Origin of the sequence: Ornithinimicrobium sufpigmenti, from assembly GCF_004322775.1 — a bacterium.
Taxonomy (GTDB): Bacteria; Actinomycetota; Actinomycetes; order Actinomycetales; family Dermatophilaceae; genus Ornithinicoccus; species Ornithinicoccus sufpigmenti.
This window is the reverse complement of sequence record NZ_CP036403.1, coordinates 1,142,564-1,161,994: the sequence shown is the minus strand read 5'-3', so window position 1 is coordinate 1,161,994 and position 19,431 is coordinate 1,142,564. Positions and strand designations below refer to the sequence as shown.

Annotated in this window: 20 protein-coding genes; 6 read left to right on the top strand and 14 right to left on the bottom strand. The window is 72.2% G+C overall.

Annotated elements, in window-relative coordinates; all coding sequences use genetic code 11:
• Genes ESZ52_RS05330 through ESZ52_RS19140 form a run of 3 tightly spaced genes read left to right on the top strand, consistent with a single transcriptional unit; the run spans position 1 to position 602 of the window.
• Positions 1-282, top strand: coding sequence for a hypothetical protein (locus tag ESZ52_RS05330; RefSeq protein WP_131104016.1), 282 nt, complete (start codon positions 1-3; stop codon positions 280-282).
• A 3-nt stretch (positions 283-285) separates the two neighbouring features.
• Positions 286-447: a hypothetical protein gene (locus ESZ52_RS19145; protein WP_181010100.1), complete on the top strand. Its 162-nt coding sequence runs from the start codon at positions 286-288 to the stop codon at positions 445-447.
• Positions 444-602 carry a hypothetical protein gene (locus ESZ52_RS19140; RefSeq protein ID WP_181010101.1) on the top strand — a complete coding sequence of 53 codons (159 nt, stop codon included), beginning with the start codon at positions 444-446 and terminating at the stop codon, positions 600-602. The genes ESZ52_RS19145 and ESZ52_RS19140 overlap by 4 nt, the downstream gene beginning before the upstream one ends.
• 81 nt (positions 603-683) lie before the next feature.
• Here ESZ52_RS19140 and ESZ52_RS05325 read toward each other — a convergent pair whose 3' ends face one another.
• The 9 genes from ESZ52_RS05325 to holA form a co-directional block, all read right to left on the bottom strand.
• Positions 684-1,610 carry a ComEC/Rec2 family competence protein gene (locus ESZ52_RS05325; protein ID WP_131104015.1) on the bottom strand — a complete coding sequence of 309 codons (927 nt, stop codon included), beginning with the start codon at positions 1,608-1,610 and terminating at the stop codon, positions 684-686.
• Between the two features lie 124 nt (positions 1,611-1,734).
• Entirely contained in the window at positions 1,735-2,793 is a 1,059-nt protein-coding gene (locus tag ESZ52_RS19640; protein ID WP_238154480.1) for a helix-hairpin-helix domain-containing protein, read from the bottom strand.
• A 237-nt stretch (positions 2,794-3,030) separates the two neighbouring features.
• Positions 3,031-3,894: a DegV family protein gene (locus tag ESZ52_RS05315; protein ID WP_131104014.1), complete on the bottom strand. Its 864-nt coding sequence runs from the start codon at positions 3,892-3,894 to the stop codon at positions 3,031-3,033.
• Between the two features lie 36 nt (positions 3,895-3,930).
• Positions 3,931-6,870 (bottom strand): leucine--tRNA ligase, encoded by a 2,940-nt coding sequence (gene leuS, locus ESZ52_RS05310; RefSeq protein ID WP_131104013.1) that lies wholly within the window; start codon positions 6,868-6,870, stop codon positions 3,931-3,933.
• Positions 6,871-7,110: 240 nt separating this feature from the next.
• Complete coding sequence (rpsT, locus tag ESZ52_RS05305; protein WP_131104012.1) at positions 7,111-7,377, bottom strand: 30S ribosomal protein S20; 267 nt, start codon at positions 7,375-7,377, stop codon at positions 7,111-7,113.
• 236 nt (positions 7,378-7,613) lie between these two features.
• A complete protein-coding gene (locus tag ESZ52_RS05300; protein ID WP_238154479.1) occupies positions 7,614-8,882 on the bottom strand; it encodes a class I SAM-dependent methyltransferase in 1,269 nt (422 codons plus the stop codon).
• Positions 8,883-9,010: 128 nt separating this feature from the next.
• On the bottom strand, positions 9,011-10,420 hold the full coding sequence (locus tag ESZ52_RS05295; protein ID WP_238154478.1) for an FAD-binding oxidoreductase: 1,410 nt from the start codon (positions 10,418-10,420) through the stop codon (positions 9,011-9,013).
• A 104-nt stretch (positions 10,421-10,524) separates the two neighbouring features.
• Positions 10,525-11,814, bottom strand: a complete 1,290-nt coding sequence (locus ESZ52_RS05290) for an MFS transporter (protein WP_131104011.1) — start codon at positions 11,812-11,814, stop codon at positions 10,525-10,527.
• A gap of 122 nt (positions 11,815-11,936) precedes the next feature.
• Positions 11,937-12,920 (bottom strand): DNA polymerase III subunit delta, encoded by a 984-nt coding sequence (gene holA / locus ESZ52_RS05285; protein WP_131104010.1) that lies wholly within the window; start codon positions 12,918-12,920, stop codon positions 11,937-11,939.
• A 92-nt stretch (positions 12,921-13,012) separates the two neighbouring features.
• Here holA and ESZ52_RS05280 point away from each other — a divergent pair, with 92 nt between their 5' ends.
• The 3 genes from ESZ52_RS05280 to ESZ52_RS05270 are packed head-to-tail and all read left to right on the top strand — an operon-like array spanning position 13,013 to position 14,594.
• Positions 13,013-13,402 (top strand): ArsR/SmtB family transcription factor, encoded by a 390-nt coding sequence (locus tag ESZ52_RS05280; RefSeq protein ID WP_131104009.1) that lies wholly within the window; start codon positions 13,013-13,015, stop codon positions 13,400-13,402.
• Positions 13,399-14,163 (top strand): arsenite methyltransferase, encoded by a 765-nt coding sequence (gene arsM, locus ESZ52_RS05275; protein ID WP_131104008.1) that lies wholly within the window; start codon positions 13,399-13,401, stop codon positions 14,161-14,163. Before ESZ52_RS05280 ends, arsM begins: the two co-directional genes overlap by 4 nt.
• 56 nt (positions 14,164-14,219) lie before the next feature.
• Complete coding sequence (locus tag ESZ52_RS05270) at positions 14,220-14,594, top strand: ArsR/SmtB family transcription factor (protein ID WP_131104007.1); 375 nt, start codon at positions 14,220-14,222, stop codon at positions 14,592-14,594.
• A 21-nt stretch (positions 14,595-14,615) separates the two neighbouring features.
• Here ESZ52_RS05270 and ESZ52_RS20080 read toward each other — a convergent pair whose 3' ends face one another.
• From ESZ52_RS20080 to ESZ52_RS05245, 5 genes are all read right to left on the bottom strand, one after another.
• Entirely contained in the window at positions 14,616-14,927 is a 312-nt protein-coding gene (locus ESZ52_RS20080; protein WP_425600048.1) for a low molecular weight phosphatase family protein, read from the bottom strand.
• A complete protein-coding gene (gene arsB / locus ESZ52_RS05260) occupies positions 14,924-16,039 on the bottom strand; it encodes an ACR3 family arsenite efflux transporter (RefSeq protein ID WP_425600035.1) in 1,116 nt (371 codons plus the stop codon). Before arsB ends, ESZ52_RS20080 begins: the two co-directional genes overlap by 4 nt.
• A gap of 109 nt (positions 16,040-16,148) precedes the next feature.
• A complete protein-coding gene (locus ESZ52_RS19860; protein WP_272948403.1) occupies positions 16,149-16,283 on the bottom strand; it encodes a hypothetical protein in 135 nt (44 codons plus the stop codon).
• A gap of 552 nt (positions 16,284-16,835) precedes the next feature.
• Complete coding sequence (locus tag ESZ52_RS05250; protein ID WP_131104006.1) at positions 16,836-17,246, bottom strand: DUF952 domain-containing protein; 411 nt, start codon at positions 17,244-17,246, stop codon at positions 16,836-16,838.
• The gene (locus ESZ52_RS05245; protein WP_238154489.1) at positions 17,243-19,363 is read right to left on the bottom strand and encodes an ATP-dependent DNA helicase; all 2,121 of its coding nucleotides are present in this window, start codon (positions 19,361-19,363) and stop codon (positions 17,243-17,245) included. Before ESZ52_RS05245 ends, ESZ52_RS05250 begins: the two co-directional genes overlap by 4 nt.
• Positions 19,364-19,431: the final 68 nt, after the last annotated feature.

Below are 19,431 nucleotides of genomic sequence, written 5' to 3'. Positions count from 1 at the left end.
ATGCCGAACCGCATCATCCCCGAGCACGTCCGCCTGGCCGCCAAGCGCGCCTTCGTCCGCACCACCTACCAGGGCTACGCGGGCACCCTCTCCACCGGCCTGAGCGCGACCGTCGTCATGGCCGTGGTCAACGGCGAGGTCGACCCGACGACCGCGATCGTCACCGCTGCCGTCACCGTCCTCGCCCCACCCATCGCCGGCCTGGCCGCCTTCCTCAACATCTCGAGCCAGGGCATCCCGGACGACTACACGCCGCCGCCCGCCACGGGCCCGCACGCCTGAGCCGTGCACACCGACACGCCGCTGGCTGGCCACCCGACCCTGGCGCTCACGATCTTCGGGTTGGCGCTCGCGGTCACTGGTGGTCGTGCACTGATCGGGCTGGGGCGTCTCGCCTGGCGTGACACCTGCCCGCAGGAGCACTCACGCCCCCGGTGGCAGCGGTGACCTACCAGCTGCACGAGTGCGCAGAGGTCGCCATCCCCATCACGCCCTGCCCCGGGTGTGGCGCACGCCGCTACGCCTGCTCGATGGGCTGCGGCGACCTGACCGAGTGGACCGACCACTCCGACGACTCCCCCGACGACCAGGGGAGGGGGTGATTCTCATGACCCGACGCATTGTCACCACGGTCACCCTGACCGCAGCGATCGTGCTGGCCTCCGCGCCCGCGCAGGCGATCATCACCTGGGAGTGGTGATCGACTGACGCACCCTCGACTGACGCCCCACCTGATCTGCCCCGGCAGGTCGGGTGGGGCGTCTTTCGCCATGTCCGGACCCATATGCTGACCCGACGTTGCTGCCCGAGACCGCCGACAGGTGGGTCATCCCGGTCAACCGCATCGCCTCGGTCAGGTCCGGCGGGGTCAGCGACGTGTCGCCGATGACCAGTCCCGGCACCAGTCCTCGTGAGTCGGCGGGCAGGGGCTGCAGCGCCTCCCGGAAGCGGTCGCGGACCACGTCGACCCCGCGCAGCAGAACGGCCGGCTCGGCCAGGACGGACGGCCCGCCGCGCGGCGTCAGCACGGCCCGGGTCCGCTCGCCCGGTTCGGCAGGCGCCCACCTGCCGGTGGTGGCGACCGTGCTGCGCCAGCGCACGTCCTCCCACCCCTGCCCGGCACTGGCGAAGATGACCACCGGCGTGCGCGGGGTGGTGACCTGGCCCCGGGCCTGTGCCCGGGAGACGCGCGCCTCCAGCACGACCAACGGTTGGCGCTCATCACCGCGGGTCACCACCCGCGGCTCCGTCGTGACGACGAGCTCGACCTGGCTGGTGGCGCGCTGCTCCGCCCACCTGGTCACGAGGCCGGCGTCGGAGGTGGCCACGTGCAGGGCCGTCGCCCCGGTGACCAGCCCGACAGCGGCGCACGACATCGCGACCAGCCTGGCCCTGCCTGACCTCCGCGAGGCCCGGGCGCGGCGCAGCAGCACGAGTGCCCCGGTGAGGCAGGCGATCGACGTGACCGCGATCGCCTCGACCGGTCTGGGCAGGAGCGCCACCAGGACCCCCCAGGCCAGGAGCGCCGGGAGCAGCAGGCGTAGGTCCAGCACCCGCAGCTGCGCACCCGCATCGTCCCCGCCCAGCACCCCGGTCGGCGCTCCGGTCAACGTCCCGTTCCGTGTCCCGGTCAGCGTCTCGCTCGCCGACTGGCCCGCCCTCGCAGGCGATCGGTCTGCCCGGCCGTCGAGCGCGGCAGGACGCCTCCGGGCCGCAGTCGTCGAGCGCACGACGTCAACCGCCGACGGTGACGTGGGGTCGCAGCTGCTCGAAGGTCTTCTCGCCGATGCCGCTGACCTCCATCAGCTCCTCCACCGCCGTGAACCGGCCGTGCTGGTCACGCCAGGCCAGGATGTTGCCCGCGGTGACGGGACCGACTCCGGGCAGCTCCTCGAGCAGGGCCTGGTCCGCGAGGTTGAGGTCGACCAGGAGCGTGCCCTGGCCACTGCCTGCACCGGCCCCGTCACTCGGCTGACCGGCACCAGGGCCACCCGGACCGCCACCTCCCCCGGCCGCAGGTGGGCTGAACGGGACCTGCAGCCCTGGGGGCGGCTCCTCGCCAGGGGCACCCACCCATACCTGCTCCCCGTCCACGAGGAGCCTTGCCAGGTTGAGCGACGCCGGGTCGGCCGCGTCGGTGAGCCCACCTGCAGCCTGGATCGCGTCGACCACCCGGGACCCCGGTGGCAGCTCGACCACCCCCGGTTCGTGCACCTTCCCGACGACGTGCACCATCAGGACGGCTGTGGCAGCCGGGCCCTCCGCACCCGACGTCGTCTCCCCACCCTCCGGAGCGTCCTGGTCGGTCCGGCCCTGTCGGTCCTCCGCGCTCTCCTGCTCGGGCGAGGACGTCGCGCCCGCGCCCACCACCTGCTCCACCGGGGCGCCCACTGCATGCTGGCTGACCCACCACCACCGTCCGCCGAGGGTCAGCAGGAGCACCACCGCGACGAGCAGGAGCCCGCGCACCGCTCGGCCGCCGACGGCAACATCCACCGACCGTAGCGAGTCCGGCACCGAGAAGACAGGGACCCCCACGGCCCCCGTGTCACCAGTCTTCGGCTCGGTCGTGCGGTCCTGGCCCGGTTCTGCCACGTGGCCATCGGCGACCCCGTGGTCGACCGCCGGCCGATCACCCGTCCCGCCCTCAAACGGGAGCGACTCCTCCGCCTCAGGCCCGGAGTCCTCGTCCTCGTCGGCCGGACGGGTCAGCCGAGCACGCCGGTGCCGGCCCGCGTGGTCGGCAGCGGCTGGCCCGAGGACGCGGCTGGAGAATGAGGGAGGCCGAGCCATGACCGCACGCTAGGCAGGACGATCCGCCTCCCGAGCGTCCTGAGCCGTGATCTGTGGACGACGACCCGCCCCGCGGGAACGTGTGGACAGCCTCACCCCGTGACCTGACCTCACCGAGTGGCGTGGCTGTGCCCGCAATAGGGCGGGTGGGCGTGCACAGTCGCAGCACTCGGTGAGCCGCTGCGGGAGCACCTGGCCGGAGTCAGGTACGACGTCGCGGGTCCCCCGTACTCGGGCTCAGGTCACCGGCGAGACGACCACGCCGAGGGTGCCGGGGCCGGTGTGCACGCCCACCACGGGGTCGAGCTCGACCACCACCGGGCTGACCCCGGTGCGCTCCCGCAGCTGGTCGGCCAGCTGCTCACCGGCCTCGCGGGCGCTGAGCTCGTGCACCGCCAGCTCCACCTCCAGCCCTTCCCCCTGGGCCTGCTCGACCGCGCCGACCGCGTGCTCCACCAGCCGCGCCAGCGCCTTGGACCGGGTCCGCACCCGCTCCTGCGGCGCGACCACACCCTCCTTGATGGTCAGCAGCGGCTTGATCGCCAGGGCGGAGCCCACCAGCGCCTGGGCCCGGCCAATCCGGCCACCGCGGCGCAGGTGCTCCAGGGTGTCGACGTAGAACCACGTCCGCCCGGCCCCCGCCCGCGCACGGACCGCACCCGCCACCTCCTCCGCCGACGCGCCGTCGGCGGCCGCAGCGGCGCCGGCGCACGCCGCATACCCCAGCGCCATGCCCACCACCCCGGAGTCCACCACGTGCACGGCGAGCTCGCCAGCCAGCTCCTCCCGCGCCATCTGCGCCGCCTCGACCGTCGCGCTGATCCCGCCGGACAGGTGCACCGAGACGACCTCGTCGCACCCGGTGCGCTGCGCCACCTCCCGGTAGGCGGCGGCGAACTCACCAGGAGCCACGCCCGAGGTGGTCACCCGTTCCTTGCCCCGGCGCAGGATCTCCGCCACCTCCCCGGGCCGGATCTCGCGCCCGGCCAGCCGTCCCCGGCCGCCGACGAGCACGTGCAGCGGCACCACCGTCAGCGCTGACGCCGCGACCCGTGCGGGGTCGAGGCAGGAGGTGCTGTCGGTGACGACCGCGACGCTCACGCCAGCCTCCTTCGGCTCTCCGACGACCCGGGCGGGTCAGACGACGATGTTGACCAGGTTGGGCGCCCGGACGATCACCTTACGGACCGGGGCGCCGTTCATCGCCGCCTGCACCTTCGCACTGGCCAGGGCCAGCGCCTCCAGGTCGCCGTCCGCGACGTCAGCCGCCACCTCCAGCCGGTCCCGGACCTTGCCCTTGACCTGGACCACGCAGGTCACCGTGTCGTCGACCAGCATCGCGGGATCGGCCTCGGGGAACGGCTCGAAGGCCAGGGACTCGGCGTGACCCAGCCGCTCCCACAGCTCCTCGCCCAGGTGCGGCGCGACCGGAGCGACCATCTGCACCAGGGGCTCGACCGCGGCGCGGGGCACCCGCTCCAGCTTGGTCAGCAGGTTGTTCAGCTCGATCATCTTGGCCACGGCGGTGTTCGTGCGCAGCGCCTGGTAGTCCGCGCGGACCCCGTCGATGGTGCGGTGCAGCGCCTTCTCCACCTCCGGCGTCAGCGGCTCGTCGACGACGGTGACCGCACCGGTCTCCTCGTCGATCACGTTGCGCCACAGCCGTTGCAGGAAGCGCTGGCTGCCCACGACCGCCCGGGTCTCCCACGGCCGGTACTGCTCCAGCGGCCCCATTGACATCTCGTAGACCCGGAAGGTGTCCGCGCCGTACTGCTCGCACATCTCGTCGGGCGTCACGACGTTCTTCAGGGACTTGCCCATCTTCCCGTACTCCTGGGTGACCGGCTGGCCGTTCCACGTGTATGTCGTGCGGCCGTCGTCCTCGACATGGTGCTCGACCTCCTCGGCCGGCACCGGGAAGCCCCGGGCGTCGCGGTAGACCCAGGCCTCGATCATCCCCTGGTTGATCAGCCTCCGGAACGGTTCCTCGCTGCTGACGTGCCCCAGGTCGAACAGCACCTTGTGCCAGAACCGGGAGTACAGCAGGTGCAGCACCGCGTGCTCGACGCCACCGACGTACAGGTCCACGCCACCGGGGTCGACCGCACCCTCCGGCGCCCCCGCCACCGTCTGTGCCCGCGGGCCGGTCCAGTAGCGCTCGACCTCGGGGTCGACCAGCGCCCGGTCGTTGGCAGGGTCCTGGTAGCGCAGGTGGTACCAGCACGACCCGGCCCAGTTGGGCATGGTGTTGGTCTCGCGGCGGAACCTCCGCGTGCCCCGCCCGTCGCCCAGGTCCAGCTCGACCTCGACCCAGTCGCTCGCGCGGGCCAGCGGCGCCTCGGGCGAGCTGTCCGCGTCCTCCGGGTCGTAGGTGCTCGGGCTGTAGTCGGGCACGTCCGGCAGCTCGACCGGCAGCATCGAGTCGGGCACCGAGTGCGGGATCCCGTCCTCGTCCCAGACGATCGGGAACGGCTCGCCCCAGTAGCGCTGCCGGCTGAACAGCCAGTCCCGCAGCCGGTAGGTCACCGTCTCCTCGCCCAGGTCCTTGTCCACCAGCCACGCGATGATCCGTGCCTTGGCCTCCTCGACGTCCAGCCCGTCCAGGCTGATCTCCTCGTTGGCCGAGTTGATCGCCGGGCCTTCGCCGGTGAACGCCTGGTCCTCCGGGAAGCCCTCCGTCGGCTGCACCGTGCGGATGATCGGCAGCTCGTAGGCGACCGCGAAGTCCCAGTCGCGCTGGTCCTGCCCGGGCACGGCCATGATCGCGCCGGTGCCGTAGCCCATCAGCACGTAGTCCGCCACGAACACCGGGATCCGCGCACCGTTGACCGGGTTGGTCGCGAACGCACCGGTGAAGACACCGGACTTGGTCTTGGCGTCAGCCTGCCGCTCCACGTCGCTCTTGGTGGAGGCCATCTTCTGGTATGCCGTGACGGCCGTGCGCGGGTCGGGGTGCCCGCCGGTCCAGGCCTCCTTGGCGCCCTCCGGCCAGGCCTGCGGCACGATCTCCTCCAGGACCGGGTGCTCGGGGGCGACGACCATGAAGGTCGCCCCGAACAGGGTGTCGGGCCGGGTGGTGAAGACGTGGATGGGCGCCATGTGGTCGGTCCGGGCGGCCGGCGCGTCGAAGCGGACCGTGGCCCCGGTGGAGCGGCCGATCCAGTGCCGCTGGATCAGCTTGACCTTCTCCGGCCAGTCCAGCCGTTCCAGGTCGTCGGTCAGCCGGTCGGCATACGCGGTGATCCGCATCATCCACTGGCTCAGGTTGCGCTTGAAGACCGGGAAGTCGCCGCGCTCGGACTTGCCGTCGGCGGTGACCTCCTCGTTGGCCAGCACGGTGCCCAGGCCCGGGCACCAGTTGACCGGTGCCTGGGACAGGTAGACCAGGCGGTAGTGGTCCAGCTCGGCGGCCTGCTCGACGGCGCTCATCTGCGCCCAGGCCTGCCCGGTGGTGGTCGGGCGCTCACCGGCCGCGAACTGCGCGACCAGCTCGCTGATCGGCCGTGCCCGGCCCGGCGTGACCTGGCCCGAGCCCTCCCGGGGCGGCGCCTCGGGGTCGTACCAGGACTCGAAGATCTGGGTGAAGATCCACTGCGTCCACCGGTAGTACTCGGGGTCGATGGTGGCGAAGCTGCGCCGCCGCTCGTGGCCCATCCCCAGCCGGCGCAGCTGGCGCCGGTAGACCTCCATGTTGGCCTCGGTGGTGACCCGCGGGTGCTGGCCGGTCTGCACGGCATACTGCTCCGCGGGCAGGCCGAAGGCGTCGAAACCCATGGTGTGCAGCACATTCGCCCCGGTGGTCCGGCTGAAGCGCGCGTGCACGTCGGTGGCGATGAAGCCCAGCGGGTGCCCGACGTGCAGGCCCGTCCCGGAGGGGTAGGGGAACATGTCCATGATGAACCGGTGCCCCCGGCCCTCGGCCAGCCGCGGGTCGTCCGGGGTCGCCCAGGGGCCCGCCGGGTTGGCCGAGGCGAAGGTCTCCTCGGTCTCCCACCGCTCCTGCCACCTGGCCTCGATCTGGTTCGCCAGCTCGGCGGTGTAGCGGTGCTGAGGCAGGTGGTCGGTGCGCTCGCTCATGGTCTCTCTCACTCGGGTCGCTGCAGATGCTGCGGTATGCCGTGCTGTTCCGTCAGGTGCACAAAAAAGCCCCTCGCTCAGGAGGGGTCAGCCGCGCTGGTGGTGCGTGTCAGCGCGGCTGCGTAAGGAGGAGCTGGCAGCGGGTCGTCATGGTGCGGCCCAGGATAGCAGCGGGCGCCCGCCCCGTGAATCGATGTGGGGAACGGACGCCCGGCTGCCGAAGGCTCGTCGATCTGCGGCTCAGGCGCCGATCCTGTGGAACTTCTTGGCCATGGCCGACTTCTTGTTGGCCGCCTGGTTCTTGTGCAGAACGCCCTTGGAGACGGCCTTGTCCAGCTTCTTGGAGGCCACCTTCAGCGCTTCCTCGGCCGTCGCGACGTCACCGCTGTCCGCGGCCTCGCGGAACTTGCGGACGAAGGTGCGCAGCTCGGACTTGTGAGCCCGGTTGCGCTCGGTGCGCTTGGCGTTGGTCTTGACGCGCTTGATCTGGGACTTGATGTTTGCCACGAAGTAGTTCTTTCCTGGTCAGTCGTTGGTCTGGGTGTCGTGAGGGCGACAGCGCACGGGACAGGACTGAGGCGTGGGGATGCCCTGGCGGCTGTCTCGTGCGTGGTGGTGCATGTGTGCTGCTTGCATGCGCACACGACCGAGCGCGCACGCAAGGATCTAATCTACCAGCGCGACGGCCCACGACCCAAGTCGCGGACCGCGCTCACCTGCTCCACCGTGCCCGGCCCTCCTGCTCAGAGGCTCACCCGCCGCAGACCCATCCCAGAGACGCCGTGCGCACTGGTGCGCACGGCGAGCACCTGGTGCAGCCCCATACCCCGCCGCTCGAAGTTGAGCCGGGACCCGGCGAGGTAGAGACCCCACACCCTGGCCCGCCCGATGCCGGCCTCCGCTACGCACTCGGCCCAGTGCTCGGTGAGGTTGGCGCCCCACTCCCCGCAGGTGCGGGCGTAGTGCTCGCGCAGGTTCTCCTGGTGGCGCACCTCGAGACCGGCGTCCTCGATCTCGGTGACGATCCGGCCCGACCCTGCCAGCTCGCCGTCCGGGAAGACGTAACGCTCGACGAAGGCCCGCCGGCTCATCGGTCGGTGCCGGTTGTCCGCCCAGGTGATGCAGTGGTTGAGCAGCCGGCCCTCGTCGCGCAGCCGGTCCCGGAGGAAGGCGAAGTAGGCCGGGTAGGCGCGGACGCCGATGTGCTCGGTCAGCCCGATGGAGGAGATCGCGTCGAAGCCCCGTTCGGTGACGTCGCGGTAGTCGCAGTGCCGGATCTCCGCCCGGCCGGTGAGCCCCGCGCGCTCGATCATCCGCTGGCCCCAGAGCGCCTGCTGGCGGGACAGCGTCACACCGAGGGCGGTGACGCCGTAGTGCTCCACCGCGTGCCTCACCATCCCGCCCCACCCGCAGCCCACGTCCAGCAGGCGCATCCCCGGCCGCAGCCCGAGCTTGCGGCAGACCAGGTCGTGCTTGTGCGCCTGCGCCTCCTCCAGCGTGGCGCCCTCGTGCGGGTATGCCGCACAGGTGTAGGTCATCGACGGGCCGAGCAGGAGCTCGTAGAAGCGGTTGGAGACGTCGTAGTGGTGGGCAATCGCCGTGGCGTCCCGGCGGCGGCCGTGGCGCAGCCCGGTGGCCAGCCGGCGCGCACGGGTGGGGGTCTCCTCCGCCGGCAGCGGGGCCGGTCGTGGCCGGAGAGCCCCGACGGCCGTGGCGAGCCGAGGGAGGTCGGAGGGACGGGGCGCGGTGGGCCGCACGTGGTCGCGCAGGAGGACCAGCTCGGGGTAGGGGTTGGCCTCGTCCATGCCCTCGATGGACAGCGCGCCGGACAGGTAGGCCCTGGCCAGGCCCAGCTCGCTGCTGGTGGTGGTGAGCAGGTGGTCCAGGGCGCGCCGGTCGTGCAGGTGCAGGATGCGGCCACCCGGCTCCCCTGACCGGGAGCCGTCCCACGCGCGCACCTGCAGGCCGGCGACCTCGCCCACCAGGGTGCTGAAGACCTGGGCCATGGTCATCCGCGCGGGCGCGACGCTCGCCGTCGTTCTCGTCTCCGCGTGCCGCGCGGACGGCCCCGCGCCCGCCGTACCCGTGCTCTCCGTACCTGTCCGCAGACCTGTGCGTCTCATCGGGACGCCTGCCCTCTTCATCGGGACCGCACCGCCTTGTCGTAGAGGGTGGGCAGCCGGCCGTCAGGGTCGTAGCGCGCCTTGACCTCGGCGTAGGTCGGCCCGCCGTAGAGCCGGTCGAAGGTCTCCTGGTCGTAGGTGGCGGAGGAGTACAGGCCCTTGTGTCCCCCCAGCTCGGCCACCTTGTCCTCGATAGCCCTGTTGACGTCGCCGTGGCGGGCTCCGGGGGCGATGTCGACCGCCGACCAGAAACCCACGTTGACGTAGTCCTCGCCGGGCCGCATCGGGTACAGCGGCCACTCCCGGTCGCTGCGCAGCCGCACGGGGCAGAGCCAGAGCGGCTCGATCGGGATCGTGTGCAGGAACCAGCTAAGGAAGTCGGCCGTCCTGGCCAGCGGGATCTCCACGTCCTGGACCACCCGCTCCTGCGGCGGCCGTCCGCGCAGCGCCCGCCAGCGCGCCTGGGGGCGGTAGCGCTGCTCGACCCCGAGGATCCGCCAGTAGACGTCGCTGCGCCGCAGGCGGCTGGGCCAGACCCGCCGCACCACAGGGTGCTGGGCCCCGAACGCCCGCGAGCACCAGAACCAGTCGGTGTCCCAGCGCCACAGGTAGTCGTGGGCGGTGAGCACGTCCTGCCGACGGTGCTGCACGGAGCGGTAGTAGATCTGCTGGCCCGTGTAGTCGCTCGGTCCGCCCAGGTCGCCCGGCCCGTCGGACCACCGGCCCAGCGTGAGGTAGCTCTCGGTCGCGCTGAAGGTGATGCCGTCGATGAAGTCGACCGTCGCCCCGTCGTGCTCGCGGTGGGTCATCACCTCGCCGATGGCGGCCACCGCGGCGTCGAGGTCTGTGTAGCGCAGGTGCCGCAGCAGCACATGAGGGTGGGTCCGCTCCAGCTCGACGACCAGGCCGAGGCAGTAGCCCAGGGTGCCGTAGGAGTTCGGCAGGGCCCGGAACAGGTCCGCGTGCTCCCCGTCCGGGGTGGCGGTGACCACCTCGCCTGACGCCGTGAGCACGTCGGCCTCCAGCACCGACTCGTGCGGCAGCCCGTGCCGGAAGGAGGTGGACTCGATGCCCAGTCCCACGACCGCTCCCCCGAGCGTGATGGTGCGCAGCTGGGGCACGACGAGGGGTATGCGGTGCTGCGGCGCCAGCTCGTCGACCAGCTGCTCGTAGGTGGTCAGCCCGCCCACCAGGGCGGTGCCGCCGCCGGCCGGGGTGGCCGCCCGGAGGTCCATGTCGAAGACCCCGCGGAGGTCGTCGAGGTCGAGCCGCTCCGCCTCGCCCGTCCTGGTCCGGAAGAGGTTGCTCGTGCGCTTGGCCAGCCGCACCGGCCGGTCCGCGGGCAGCTGCGCATACCGCTGCGCAGCCGTGGCGAGCGCCTCCTGGTAGCCCGCCGGCCGCAGGCCCTCGACCCGCACCAGCTTCACGGCCCCATCCTGCCCAACCCCGAGGCGTTGCCGCCACCCTCTGGGCTCGAGCCGTGACCGCGCCGGTGTCTCGGCTCAGGCCGTGACCGCGCCGGTGGTTCGGTTCAGACCGCGGCGGGGCGGGTGATCCGGTAGCGCACGAACGACGGGACCGCGAGCGCCGCTATCACCGTGCCGACGATGACCAGCGCCCCACCGCCCGCCGCGGCGACGGCGGTGCCCACCACAGCGGCCGCGGCGCCGTGGGCGACGTCCGCCACCCGGGGGCCGCCGGCGACGATGACGATGAAGACGCCCTGCAGCCGACCGCGGACGTTGTCGTCGGCGGCATTGAGCAGCATCGAGGTGCGGAACGCCGCCGAGGCCATGTCTGCCGCGCCGCCGACGGCCAGGCAGGCCAGGGCGACCGCGAGCATGGTGGGCCGGTCGAGCTCGGAGAAGAAGACCGCCACCCCGAAGCCGGTCATCGCCGCGCCCCAGACCAGGATGCAGATGATCACCGCCAGCCCTTGCCGCTCCACCCGGGAGACCCACCCGGAGAGCACACCCCCGAGCACCGCCCCGGCCGGGATGGCGGCGAACAGCAGGGCGAAGACCATCCCGCCCTCCTCGTCCCCGCCGAAGTCCAGGTGGGCGATCTCGGGGAACAGGGCCCGCGGCATACCGAAGACCATCGCGACGAGGTCGACGACGAAGGACATGAGCAGCACCGGGTGGTGCCGCAGATAGGCGAACCCCTCGACCACCGAGCGCAGCCCGGGCACCTTGGCCGCGGCCCCCTCGATGGCCAGCGCGGGAAGCCCCCACACCGCCCAGAGGGTGGCGAAGAGGGTGACGGTGTCGAGGGCGTAGAGCCAGGAGTAGCCGAGCAGCGGGATGAGCGCGCCGCCGACCAGGGGTCCGGCGATCGCCCCGGCCGACATCACCGTCATGTTGAGCGAGGCCGCCGACGGGATGAGCCCGGCGGGCAGGAGGGCGGGCAGGATCGCGCTGCGGGTGGGCTGGTTGACCGCGAAGAAGGCCTGCTGCACGGAGAACAGCCCGAGCAGGAACCACACCCCGAAGCCGTCGATCCCGCCGACGGCCGCCTGCAGCCAGAACAGGCCGCTGGTGATGATCAGGCCCCAGGTGGTGATCAGCAGGATCGTGCGCCGGTCGAAGACGTCGGCCAGCGCCCCGCCCCAGAGCCCGAAGACGACCAGCGGCACCAGGCCGAAGAGTCCGGTCAGCCCCACCCAGGCCGAGGAGCCGGTCATCGCGTAGATCTGCGCCGGCACCGCGACGATCGTCAGCTGGGCACCGATGACGGTGACGATGTTGGCGACCCACAGCCGCCGAAAGTGGTCGTTGCGCAGCGGTCGGGTGTCGGCCACCAGGCTTCGGAGGATGCGCACGGATCGGAGATCCTACGCCGCCTTTCCCGGGTATGCCGCAACGCACCGACCCCTCGCCCGCGACACCTCGCCCACGACACCGCGTCCCCCGGCGAGCTCGCCGCTCTACCGCTGCGTTCCCGTCACCCGCCGCGCTCGTGCCGCAGGCGGCAGACCTCCAGGACCGCCCTCTCCACGGCGTACTCCGGGCTGCGCACGGCCGGCTCGGTGCGGATGCCGCCCTTGACGTCGACGTCGGCCTGCGCGACCGCCTGGATCGCCGCGCCCAGCCGCCGCCCGTCCCAGCCCTGCGCCACGCGGCGGGCCTGGTCGACCTGCCAGGGCGCCATACCGAGGTCCTTGGCCAGCTGACCGGCGCTGCCGCGGCCCGCCGCCGCGACCTTGCCCACCTGGCGCAGCTGCATGGCCAGCACGGCGACGATCGGGACCGGGTCCAGCCCCCCGAGCATCGCGTGCCGCAGCAGCCGCATCGCCTCCGGCGGGTGGCCGGCCAGCGCAGCCTCGGCCACCTTGAAGCCGGTGGTCTCGACCCGCTCGCCGTAGTAGGTGTGCACGTCGTCGACCTCGACCATGCCCTCCACGTCGCGGACCAGCTGGGCGCAGGCGCCGGCCAGCTCGCGCAGGTCCTTGCCGACGGCCAGGACGAGAGCGGCCACCGCCTCCTCGGTGATCCGCCGCCGCGAGGCCCGGAACTCGCCCTTGACGAACTCCGTCTTGTCCTTCTCGGTCTTGACCGCCTTGGCCTCGATGACGCGGGCGCCCTGCTTCTTGAGCAGGTCCAGCACCTTCTTGCCGCGGTTGCCGCTCTTGTGCCGCACGATGAGGGTGACCGCGTCGGCCGGCTGCTCCAGGTAGGCGAGGACGTCCTCGACCAGCGCGTCGTCGGCCTCGTCGACGTCGTGCACCACGATGACCGTCCACCCGCCGAAGAGGCTCGGGCTGGCGTCGACGAGCAGCTCGCCCGGCTGGTAGCTCCCGGCGTACAGCTTGACCACCTCGGCCTCCGGCTCGGTGCCGCGCACGGCCTCCACGATCGACTGCACGCCGCGCTCGGCCAGGACCTCCTCTGGTCCGGTGATGAGGGCGAGGGGCAGGGGCGCGGTCACGGGTCCAAGCCTGCCACGGCATACCGACACGGCTTGGCCACGACTCACAGACCCTTGCCGCCTCGACTTCCATCGACTATCGTCGATCATCGATGAATGATCACGTGACTCTCCCCCGCGAGACCGCCGAGGAGTATGCCGAGTGGTTCCGCACCCTCTCCGACGCCACCCGCGTCCAGCTGCTGGCCTGGCTGGCCCGGCAGGGCAGCCCGGTGCGGGTACGTGACGTCGTGGATGCCTTCCCGCTCTCCCAGTCGACGGTGAGCCACCACCTCGCCGCGCTGGAGCGCACCTGCTTCGTCACCGCGGAGAAGCGCGGCACCAGCACCTACTACGCGGTCAACCCCGCCTGTCTCAGCGCCCTGCCCGTCGCGGCCGACCAGATCATGGCCGGCGCCTCGGGCATCTGCTGCTCACCCACGCTCACCGACCTCCCCACCCAGGGCGCCGCAGCCCTCGTCACGACCCAGGAGTCCAGATGACTGACATCCGAGAGACCGTCCGCGACCGCTACGCCGCCGCTGCCCGGGCCGCAGCCGATGTGGCGCAGGGCGGATGCTGCGGCGGGGGCACCGGCTTCGCCGAGCTCAGCCAGGACGCCAAGGGACGCCCGGTCTTCGGCAAGGAGCTCTACGTAGAGCCTGTCGACGGAGACGGGACGTCCGAGGCGATCGAGGCTTCCCTCGGCTGCGGCGTGCCCACCGCGGTCGCCGACCTGCACCCCGGTGAGGTCGTGCTCGATCTCGGTTCGGGAGCCGGCGGCGACGTGCTCATCTCCGCCCGCCGTGTCGCTCCGGGTGGTCGGGCTATCGGCCTGGACATGACCCCGGAGATGCTCGACCTGGCCCGGCGCAACGCCGAGGCGGCCGGCGTCGACAACGTGGAGTTCCTGCAGGGCTACCTCGAGGAGGTGCCGCTGCCCGATGCCAGCGTGGACGTGGTGATCTCCAACTGCGTGATCAACCTGGCGGCCGACAAGTCGGTCGTGCTCGCCGAGGCGGCGCGGGTGCTGCGGCCGGGCGGGCGGTTCGCCGTGTCCGACGTCGTCGCAGACGAGGACATGGACGAGGCCACCCGCGCGGACATGGCGCAGTGGACGGGCTGCATCGCCGGTGCCCTCACCCAGGCCGACTTCCGGTCCGCACTGCTCGGCGCCGGGTTCACCGACGTCGAGATCACCCCGACCCACCGCGTGCACAGCCACGCCAGCGCGGCGATCATCCGGGCGACGCTTCCGGGCTAAGCACCGCCCCCTCCCAACGTATGGACGGTCATCGATAGGAGGGTTAGGCTGCACGGATGACCCAGTCCGCCGCGTTGCCCTCGACCGAGGACGTCTGCTGCCCCGGCACCGACTGCGAGCTGCTACCCAAGGACCGTGCCATGGACCTGGCCGACGTCTTCAAGGCACTGGCTGACCCGACCCGGGTGCGGCTGCTGCAGTATCTCGCCGAGTCGGAGTCCGGCACCGCCTGCGCGTGCCACCTGCCGGCGGCGCTGGAGATCAGCCAGCCCACGCTGTCCTTCCACATGCGCAAGCTGTACGACGCCGGCCTGGTCGACCGTGACAAGCGCGGCCGGTGGGTGCACTACACCGTGCGCCCGGAAGCACTGGAGAAGGTGCGCGGCTTCCTCACCCTGCGGGTCACCCCGGCCGCGAAGCGCTGCTGCTGAACCCGCTGGGACGCCAGGTGCTCAGTCGCAGACCGCGACCCCCCACGAGCCGATGAGCTCGACGACCCGCGCCTTGATCTCGTCACGGATGGGACGCACTGCATCGGTCCCCTGGCCGGCGGGCGCGGACCCGGCGGACCGGACCTCGACCTGCCCGCCGGAGAGATGCTGCAGGTCGCCGGCGGCCATCTGTGACCGGCCGACGTTGTGGACGAAGGCGAGGGCGGCACAGCTCGTCGACCCCGTGGGTGGCGAAGACGCCGTCGAAGGAGTAGCACAGGTCGTCGATGAGTCGCGCGACGGAGGTCTCGTCCATACGAGCGGTGGTCTCAGGCATCGATACTGGCAGGGACCTCCTCGTGCGGGAAGTGCTTGCGCAGGCGCAGGGCCACGTAGGCGAGTGCGACGAGGATCGGCACCTCGATCAGCGGGCCCACCACGCCGGCCAGCGCCTGGCCGGAGGTGACCCCGAAGGTCGCGATCGCGACCGCGATCGCCAGCTCGAAGTTGTTGCCCGCCGCGGTGAACGCGAGGGCTGTGGTGCGCTCGTAGGTCATCCCCAGGACCTTGCCCACGGCATACCCCAGGGCCCACATGGTGGCGAAGTAAACCAGCAGCGGGACCGCGATCCGGGCCACGTCCAGCGGCCGGTTGGTGATCTGGTCGCCCTGCAGGGCGAAGAGGAGCACGACGGTGAACAGCAGGCCGCGCAACGCCCACGGGGAGACGAGGGGCAGGAACGTCCCCTCGTACCAGGAGCGGCCCTTCGCCTTCTCGCCCCACACCCGGGAGAGGTAGCCGGCCGCCAGCGGGATGCCGAGGAAGATGAGGACGGACTTGGCGATCTGCCACGGGCTGACGTCCAGGGTGGCCTGCTCCAGGCCCAGCCAGCCGGGCAGCACCGAGAGGTAGAACCAGCCGAGCCCGGCGAAGGCGATGACCTGGAAGATGGAGTTGAGGGCGACCAGGACGGCGGTGGCCTCGCGGTCGCCGCAGGCCAGGTCGTTCCAGATGATGACCATCGCGATGCACCGGGCCAGCCCGACGATGATCAGCCCGGTGCGGTACTCCGGCAGGTCGGCCAGGAAGATCCAGGCGAGGGCGAACATCAGCGCCGGACCCAGGACCCAGTTGAGGACCAGGGAGCTGAGCAGCAGAGGACGGTCGGCCACGACGGTGTCGAGCCGGTCGTAGCGGACCTTGGCCAGGACCGGGTACATCATCACCAGCAGCCCGAGCGCGATCGGCAGCGAGACGCCGTCGACCTCGACCGTCCCCAGCCACTCTCCCAGGCCGGGGACGAGGCGCCCCAGGAGCAGGCCGGCGACCATCGCCACCCCGATCCAGACGGGCAGGTAACGGTCCGTGGTGGACAGTCGCGCCGGTACGGGTGGTGCCGTGCTGCTCGCGAGGGGCGTGCCCTGGGTCATGCCGATCCGATCCATAGAGAAATGTCGATGCGTGAGAGCATCGCGAACGTCTTGACGGATGTCAATCGACGACGCGCCGTGACGGCGGGGGGGTAGGCGCCTGACCCGACCGCCGGGGCGTGCCTCAGCAGAACACCTGGGTGCGCCCGGAGGCGCCGTCCGAGGCCGCCCAGGCAGCGATCGCACGGGCGATCTTGGCACCGCCCTGGGTGGAGGGCTCGATCGGGTTGGCGTAGTCGGCGTCGTCGTCGCACAGCACACGGAGGTCCAGGACGCCGAGGCCACGGGAGAACGCGGCACGGTGATGCAGTCGTTGAACAGTGCCAGGCCGCTGCGCACCACGGACGACCCGCGCTCGTCCAGACGCGTGTCGTAGATCGTGCAGACGGCCGTCGGCAGGCCGGTGCCGGTGACGCTGTCGAGCATGGCTGCGTAGGCGTGGGCGAATTCTGCGTGGGCACCGGCCAGCAGCTGCAGCCCTTCGGCGACGGACCGGACAGGGGTATGGAGCAGGTGGGCGACGCCGAGCGCGTCGTTGCCGCCGACGCTCACCACGAGATGGGTCGCGTCCTCCGGCAGCCCCCGCAGCTGACGCGCCACTCCGGAGATGACGTCACCGTCCACCGCGAGCAGCGTCGCGGACCACGAAGGGGGCAGCAGCGCTCTGACCTGAGCCACCACGTCGGGCTCGCCGGGCACGTAGGCCCCGTTGTCGAAGATCGAGTCCCCGAGGAGCACCACATGTCCGGCGGGCCGAACCGTCGGTCTGCTCGAATCCATGGTCATCCCTCTCCCGTCGCGGCGTCCCGGCCTACGCAGACGAAGCCCTCGGCTCCCAAGGGCCGAGGTCGAGCCAGCCGCGGTCCACGCTGGCCGGGCGGGTCCGGGTGACTGCCGTGACCGGCAGCGGGCCGTAGACGTGCGGGTAGAGCGGCGAACCCGGGTCGGAGGCATCGCCGGGCTCAAGCCGGACCTCGACGCCGGCCTGCCGCAGGGCCGCCGGGTCGACCTCGAGGACGACGAGGGGGGCCGCATACCGGGCGTAGTGGGCCCTCACCACGGCGGGCAGCTGCTCGGGGTAGGAGGCGTGCAGGAAGCCGACCTGCTCCAGCGTCGCGCCGAGCGTGGACCGGTCATAGGTCCCGGAGGTCACCGCTGCCCGCCAGTGCTCCTCCTCGGCAAGGTGCCAGAAGGGACGGTCGTCCGGGGCGGGGCCGCTCACGCGCCAACCGCGAGACCGAGCTGGTTGAGCCGCGCCGTGACCAGGTCCGGCGCCAGCTCCAGGTGCGCGGACAGCTCCTCCAGCGGGACACCGGCCTCGACGCCGTCGCGGAGCTCCTCGTCCTGCTCGTCGGTCCACGCGTGGCCACCGGTGACGGCGGTGCGGGGCGAGCGGGCCACCGGCACCGGGTCGGTGGGCAGGGGCGCCCCACCGATGCCGCGAGCTCCCGGCTCCGCCACCGGCACCACCTCGCCGGCCGTCGCGTCCAGGCGGCGCAGCGCCCCGAGCACGAGGTCGCGGTCCGAGGTCGGCCAGAACGGGGGCAGCGAGCGCTGCAGGAAGCCGGCGTAGCGGGCCGACATCATCCGCGAGTCGAGGAAGGCGACCACGCCCCGGTCGTCGCCGCGGCGGATCAGTCGACCGGCGCCCTGGGCCAGGCGCAGCGCGGCGTGGGTCGCCGAGACCGCCATGAAGCCGTTGCCGCCCATGCTGCTGATCTTCTCGGTGCGGGCCGAGGAGAGCGGGTCGTCGGGCCGCGGGAAGGGGATCCGGTCGATGAGGACCAGCTGGCACGCCGGCCCGGGGACGTCGACCCCCTGCCAGAGCGACATCGTGCCGAACAGGCAGGTGCTGGCGTCGGAGGCGAAGCGGCGCACCAGGGTGGGCATCTGGTCCTCGCCCTGGCACAGCACGGTGATGCCGGCGTCGGCCAGCCGCTCGCGCATCTGCTCCGCCGCCGCCTCCGCGGCCCGCCTGGAGCTGAACAGCCCCAGCGTGCGACCGCCGGCCGCACGCACGAGCGCCTCGATCTCGTCGAACACCGCCGGGCCGGCGCCGTCGCGCCCGGGTGGGGGCAGGTGCGCGGCGACGTAGGCGATGCCCTGCTGGGGGTAGTCGAACGGGGACCCGACGTCCAGCCCCTGCCACGCGGGTGACCCCGCCCCGCGCAGCCCGATCGTCCCCGCGACGGCGTCGAAGGTGCCGCCGAGCTCCAGGGTGGCCGAGGTGAGGACGACGGTGCGCTCGCTGAAGATCTTGTCCCGCACCAGCATCGCCACGCTCATCGGCGCGACCCGCAGCACGCTGCCCCGCCGCGGGTCGTGGCTGATCCAGACCACGTCCAGCTCGTCGTCGGTCAGGACCCGCTCGGCCGTGTCGAAGACGTCCTCGACCGCGGCCATCGCCATCTGGGTGGCGCCGTCGACCTCCGTGCCCTTCTCCGGCTTGAGCTCGCTCAGCGCCGCGCGGGCTGCGTCGCGGACCAGCTGCAGCGTGGTGACCAGGCGGTCCGGCAGGGCGGTCAGCTTGCCCTCGGGCAGCTCCTCCAGCGTCGCCGCCACCAGGTCGACCGTCTCCGCGAGCCGGGCGGCCGACTCCCCCTTGCCGGCGCGCCGCGCCGCCACCGAGACGGTGGAGGAGGTGAGCTCGTCGGTGATGGTGGAGGTGATCCGGTCGGTGAGCTCGTGCGCCTCGTCGACGACCAGCAGATCGTGGTCGGGCAGCATGAACCGGCCCTCGAAGGCGTCGATCGCCATGAAGCTGTGGTTGGTGACGATGACGTCCACCTCGGTCGCGGCCGCGCGGGAGCGCTCGACGTAGCACTCCGCGACGACCGGGCACTTGCTGCCCAGGCACTCGTGCGAGGTGACCGAGACCTGGCGCCAGGCCCGGTTGCTGACGCCGGGGACGAGCTCGTCACGGTCACCGGACTCGGTGATCTCGGCCCACTGCCGCAGCCGCACGACCTCCTCGCCGAGCCGGCCCCGTTCGCGGTCGACGGTGCCCATCGACAGCAGGGCGTCCTCGTCCTCGTCCGGGAAGCCGCCGACCAGCTTGTGCTCGCACAGGTAGTTGGAGCGGCCCTTGACCAGTGCGAACGTCGGCCGCCGCCCGAGCAGCGGGGTCAGGGCGTCGGCGATCCGCGGCAGGTCGCGGTCGACGATCTGCGCCTGCAGCGCCAGGGTGGCGGTGGCCACGACGGCAGGCTTGCCGGTGCGGACGGCGTGCGCGATGGCCGGCACCAGGTAGGCCAGCGACTTGCCCGTGCCGGTCCCGGCCTGCACCAGGAGGTGCTCCTCCCGTTCGACGGCGCGCTCCACGGCCCGCGCCATGCGCATCTGCCCGTCCCGCTCGGTGCCGCCCACGGCACCGACCGCCGCACGGAGCAGGGCGTCGAGGCTGCGGT

Bases quoted from the DNA above. Each gene is read 5' to 3' on its own strand.
- ESZ52_RS05330 (WP_131104016.1), top strand. From the start codon at position 1: ATGCCGAACCGCATCATCCCCGAGCACGTCCGCCTGGCCGCCAAGCGC.
- ESZ52_RS19640 (WP_238154480.1), bottom strand. From the start codon at position 2,793: ATGGCTCGGCCTCCCTCATTCTCCAGCCGCGTCCTCGGGCCAGCCGCT.
- leuS (WP_131104013.1), bottom strand. From the start codon at position 6,870: ATGAGCGAGCGCACCGACCACCTGCCTCAGCACCGCTACACCGCCGAG.
- ESZ52_RS05300 (WP_238154479.1), bottom strand. From the start codon at position 8,882: ATGACCATGGCCCAGGTCTTCAGCACCCTGGTGGGCGAGGTCGCCGGC.
- ESZ52_RS05280 (WP_131104009.1), top strand. From the start codon at position 13,013: ATGAATGATCACGTGACTCTCCCCCGCGAGACCGCCGAGGAGTATGCC.
- arsM (WP_131104008.1), top strand. From the start codon at position 13,399: ATGACTGACATCCGAGAGACCGTCCGCGACCGCTACGCCGCCGCTGCC.
- ESZ52_RS05270 (WP_131104007.1), top strand. From the start codon at position 14,220: ATGACCCAGTCCGCCGCGTTGCCCTCGACCGAGGACGTCTGCTGCCCC.
- arsB (WP_425600035.1), bottom strand. From the start codon at position 16,039: ATGGATCGGATCGGCATGACCCAGGGCACGCCCCTCGCGAGCAGCACG.
- ESZ52_RS05245 (WP_238154489.1), bottom strand. From the start codon at position 19,363: ATGCGCATGGCGCGGGCCGTGGAGCGCGCCGTCGAACGGGAGGAGCAC.